This window comes from Bradyrhizobium sp., assembly GCF_030654605.1.
Taxonomy (GTDB): domain Bacteria; phylum Pseudomonadota; class Alphaproteobacteria; order Rhizobiales; family Xanthobacteraceae; genus Bradyrhizobium.
Window position 1 is genome coordinate 1 of the sequence record NZ_JAURXB010000243.1, and the last position, 4,194, is coordinate 4,194.

General features: G+C 63.7%; 3 protein-coding genes and 1 pseudogene. All 4 read right to left on the reverse strand.

Annotated features, from left to right (window positions below):
• A partial coding sequence (locus tag Q7U29_RS21960) for an acyl-CoA dehydrogenase family protein (protein ID WP_304744758.1) occupies positions 1–1,070 on the reverse strand: 1,070 nt, incomplete at its 3' end.
• A gap of 3 nt (positions 1,071–1,073) precedes the next feature.
• A complete protein-coding gene (locus tag Q7U29_RS21965) occupies positions 1,074–2,285 on the reverse strand; it encodes a CaiB/BaiF CoA-transferase family protein (protein WP_304744760.1) in 1,212 nt (403 codons plus the stop codon).
• Positions 2,286–2,697: 412 nt separating this feature from the next.
• Complete coding sequence (locus Q7U29_RS21970; protein WP_304744762.1) at positions 2,698–3,870, reverse strand: acetyl-CoA acetyltransferase; 1,173 nt, start codon at positions 3,868–3,870, stop codon at positions 2,698–2,700.
• Positions 3,871–3,924: 54 nt separating this feature from the next.
• Positions 3,925–4,194: pseudogene (locus Q7U29_RS21975) on the reverse strand (keto-hydroxyglutarate-aldolase/keto-deoxy-phosphogluconate aldolase); the annotation flags it as partial.

The following is a 4,194-nucleotide window of genomic DNA, read 5'->3' on the forward strand; positions in this document are numbered from 1 at the left end:
AAATAGCGCTCGACATGATATTCCTTGGCGTAGCCAAAACCGCCATGGGTCATGACGGCCTGCTCGCAGGCCTGGAAGCCGGCTTCGCCGGCGAGATACTTCGCGGCATTGGCCGCGGGGCCGCAGGGCAGGCCCTGGTCGTATTGCCAGCCGGCCGACATCACCATCAGCCACGCTGCTTCCAATTCCATCCAGTTCTTCGCCAGCGGATGCTGGATCGCCTGGTTCTTGCCGATCGGGCGGTTGAACACGATGCGGCTCTTGGCGTAGTCGGTGGCGCGCTTCAGCGCGACCTTGCCGAGCCCGACGGCTTCGGCGGCGATCAGGATGCGCTCCGGATTCATGCCGTGCAGGATATATTCGAAACCGCGGCCTTCCTCGCCGATCCGGTCCTCGACCGGAATTTCAAAATTCTCGAAGAACAACTCGTTGGAGTCGACGGCCTTGCGGCCCATCTTCTCGATCTCATGCACCGCGACGCGCTTCTTGTCGAAGTCGGTATAGAACAGGCTGAGGCCGTGGGTCGGGTTCTTGGCCTCCTCCAGCGGCGTGGTGCGCGCCAGCAGCAGGATCTTGTTGGCGACCTGTGCGGTCGAGATCCAGACTTTCTGGCCGTTGACGATGTACTTGTCGCCGGTCAGCACCGCGCGCGTCTTCAACTGCGTGGTGTTGAGGCCGGTATTCGGCTCGGTAACGGCGAAGCAGGATTTATCGCGACCATCGACGATTCCCGGCAGCATTCGCCGGCGCTGCTCGTCGGTTCCGAACACCACGACGGGATTGAGCCCGAACACGTTCATGTGTACGGCGGAGGCGCCGGACATGCCGGCGCCGGATTCGGCAATCGTCCGCATCATGATCGCGGCATCGGTGATGCCCAGACCCGAGCCGCCATATTCCTCGGGGATGCAGATGCCGAGCCAGCCGGCATCGGCCAGCGCGCGGTGGAAGTCGGCGGGATAGCCGCCCTCCTTGTCCTTCTTCAGCCAATAAGCGTCGTCGAACCGGGTGCAGATCTTGCCGATCGCATCGCGGATCGATTCCTGGTTGGCGGTGAGTGCGAAATCCATGGCTCAATTCCTCGTGGCGGGCGCCGGTATGGTGACGCCGTCGCGGACCAGTGATGCGATCTCGTCGACGGAATAGCCGGCACTCCTGAGAATTTCCTCGCCGTGTTCGTTGAGACGCGGCGCCAGCCGCGCCGCCGGCTCGACCGGCGTATCCGACCAGGTGGCGGCGACCTTCATGTTGCGGATTTTTCCTTCGGTCGGATGATCGACCACGGGAAAGAAGTCGGTCGCCACCAGATGCGGGTCCTGCAACATGCCCGCGAGGTCGTGCATCGGCATCACGGGCACATCGGCCTCGACCAGCAGGTCGGTCCATTCGGCGGTGGTGCGGGTCTCGAGAATACGCGCGAGTTCGGCATAGACGGTGTCGATGTTGACGGCGCGGCCGGCGAACGTCGCAAATTTGGGGTCGTGGCGCAGGTCATCACGTCCGGTCGCCGCAAAGAAATTCTCCCACTGCTTGTCGTTGTAGACGATCACGCAGATGTAGCCGTCCGACGTCTTGTACGGCCGCCGGTCGCGCGACAAATGCCGCGCATAGCCGCCCTGGTCGAGCGGCGGCTCGTAGGTCAGGCCGCCCATGTGGTCGCCCATGACAAAGCCCGCCATGGTCTCGAACATCGGAATGTCGACGCGCTGGCCGCGTCCGGTACGATCGCGATGCACCAGGCTGGCGCAGATGGCGCCGACCGCCGTCAAACCCACGATGCGGTCAACCAGCGCATTGGGCACATAGCGCGGCACGCCGTCGCTGGTCTGCGCCATCAGCGCGGGAAGCGCGGTGGCGCCCTGGATCAGATCGTCATAAGCGGGTTTTGCGGCATAGGGACCGTCCTGGCCGAACCCGAACACGCCGGCATAGATCAGCTTGGGATTGACCTTCGAGACCGCGTCATAGCCGAGTTGCAGCCGCGCCATCGCCTGCGGACGGACATTGTAGACCAGCACATCGGCGCTCGCGATCAGCCGCAGCACGGCGTCGCGCCCGGCCGGCTTCTTCAGGTCGAGGACGATGCTGCGCTTGCTGCGATTGGTGTTGAGGAACACCGGGCCCATGCCGGGATGCCGGGTCGGGCCGATCTGCCGCGTCACGTCGCCATCGGGGTTCTCGATCTTGATGACGTCGGCGCCGTAGTCGCCGAGCATCTGGGTGGCATAGGGCCCCATCAGCACGGTCGTCATGTCGATGACCTTGATGCCCTCGAGTGGTCCCATGGCGTGGTTTGCTCCCGATGCGACGATTTCCGCCGCGATTTTGCTTCTCGGGTCTAGTAACGGCAGCAGGTCGGGAAGTGCAAGGGCGTGGCGGGTATGGGCGTATGCGTGCGGAAGCGCGCCGCTCTTCCGTCGTCCCTGCGAACGCAGGGACCCATACGCCGTGAAGTTGCGATTTAAGGATGTGGCCAGCGGCACAGCGAATAACAGGAGCCGGTGGCTATGGGTCCCTGCGTTCGCAGGGACGACGAGAAAGTTTACTTCCCCATCACCCCCCGCAACTTCGTCTTCAGCCGTTAACTCCGCTTACTTCGCATGATCGTAGGGTGGGCAAAGCGAAGCGTGCCCACCATCTCTCAATATCAACAAGGCGGTGGGCACGGCGCAAGCGCGCCTTTGCTCACCCTACAGCTTATGACTTCGTCGGCTCCAGCACGGACACGTAATTCGCGACCGCCGCCCCGCCCATGTTGAAAATTCCCGCGAGCTTCGCGTTCCTGATCTGCATGCCCTCGGGCGCCTGGCCGACCAGTTGCATCGCGCTCATCACATGCATGGAGACGCCGGTGGCGCCGATCGGGTGGCCCTTGGACTTCAGGCCGCCGGAGGGATTGATCGGCAGCTTGCCGTCCTTCTGGGTCCAGCCTTCCTTGATGGCGCGGGCGCCCTGCCCGCGCGGCGTCAGGCCCATCGCTTCATATTCGATCAGTTCGGCGACGGTGAAGCAGTCGTGGGTTTCGACAAAGGAGAGATCCGACAGTTGCAGGCCGGCCGACTGCAGCGCGCGCTGCCATGCCACGGTGCAGCCTTCGAACTGCAGGATGTCGCGCTTCGACATCGGCAGGAAATCCTGCGCATGCGCTGTCGCGCGGATGTGGACCGCCTTGCCCATGGTTTTCGCGGTTTCCGTATCGGTCAGCACCAATGCGGCGGCGCCGTCCGACACCAGCGAACAGTCAGTGCGCTTGAGGGGTCCTGCGACGAATGGATTCTTCTCGCTCTCGGAGCGGCAGAATTCATAGCCGAAATCCTTGCGCATCTGCGCATAGGGATTGGACACGCCGTTCTTGTGGTTCTTGGCGGCGATCATCGCCAGCGCATCGGACTGGTCGCCATATTTCTGGAAGTAGGCCTGCGCGATCTTGCCGAACACGCCGGCAAAGCCGCCGGGGGTGTCGCCGTCCTCGGGCAGATACGACGCGCGCAACAGGTTACGGCCGATTTCGGCCGGCGGCGTCCGCGTCATCTGCTCGACGCCAACCACCAGCACGATCTTGGCGGCACCCGCGGCAATCGCCCGGATGCCCTGATGCACCGCGGCCGATCCGGTGGCGCAGGCGTTTTCGACACGCGTCGCCGGCTTGAAGCGCAGCGCGGGGTCGGCCTGCAGCACCAGCGAGGCGGTAAAATCCTGCGGCGAGAAGCCGGCATTGAAATGCCCGAGCACGATTTCGTCGACATCCCCTGCGGAAATGCCGGCGTCGGCCAGCGCATCGACGGCGACCTTCACCACGAGGCTTTCGACGGTCTCGGTATCGAACTTGCCGAATGGCGTGTGCGCCCATCCGACGATGCTGGCTGTCATGGTCATTCTCCCTGTCTTGCTCGGGGTGTTATGTAGCCCATCGGCGAACGGACTTCACGCCGGTTTCAGCGATTTCATGGCCCGATTGCACATGGCGGTTATGCCGGCCCAGTTGCCGGACCGGATATCCACGGCCGGACACAGCCAGGAACCGCCGACCGCAACCACATTCGATTCAGCCAGCCACGTCGCCGCATTGGCCTCGCCAATCCCGCCGGTCGGGCAGAACCGCATGTCGGGAAACGGCCCTGCCAGGGCGCGAAGGGCCTTGATACCGCCGGATTGCTCGGCCGGAAAGAATTTGACCAGGCCAAACCCGTGCGC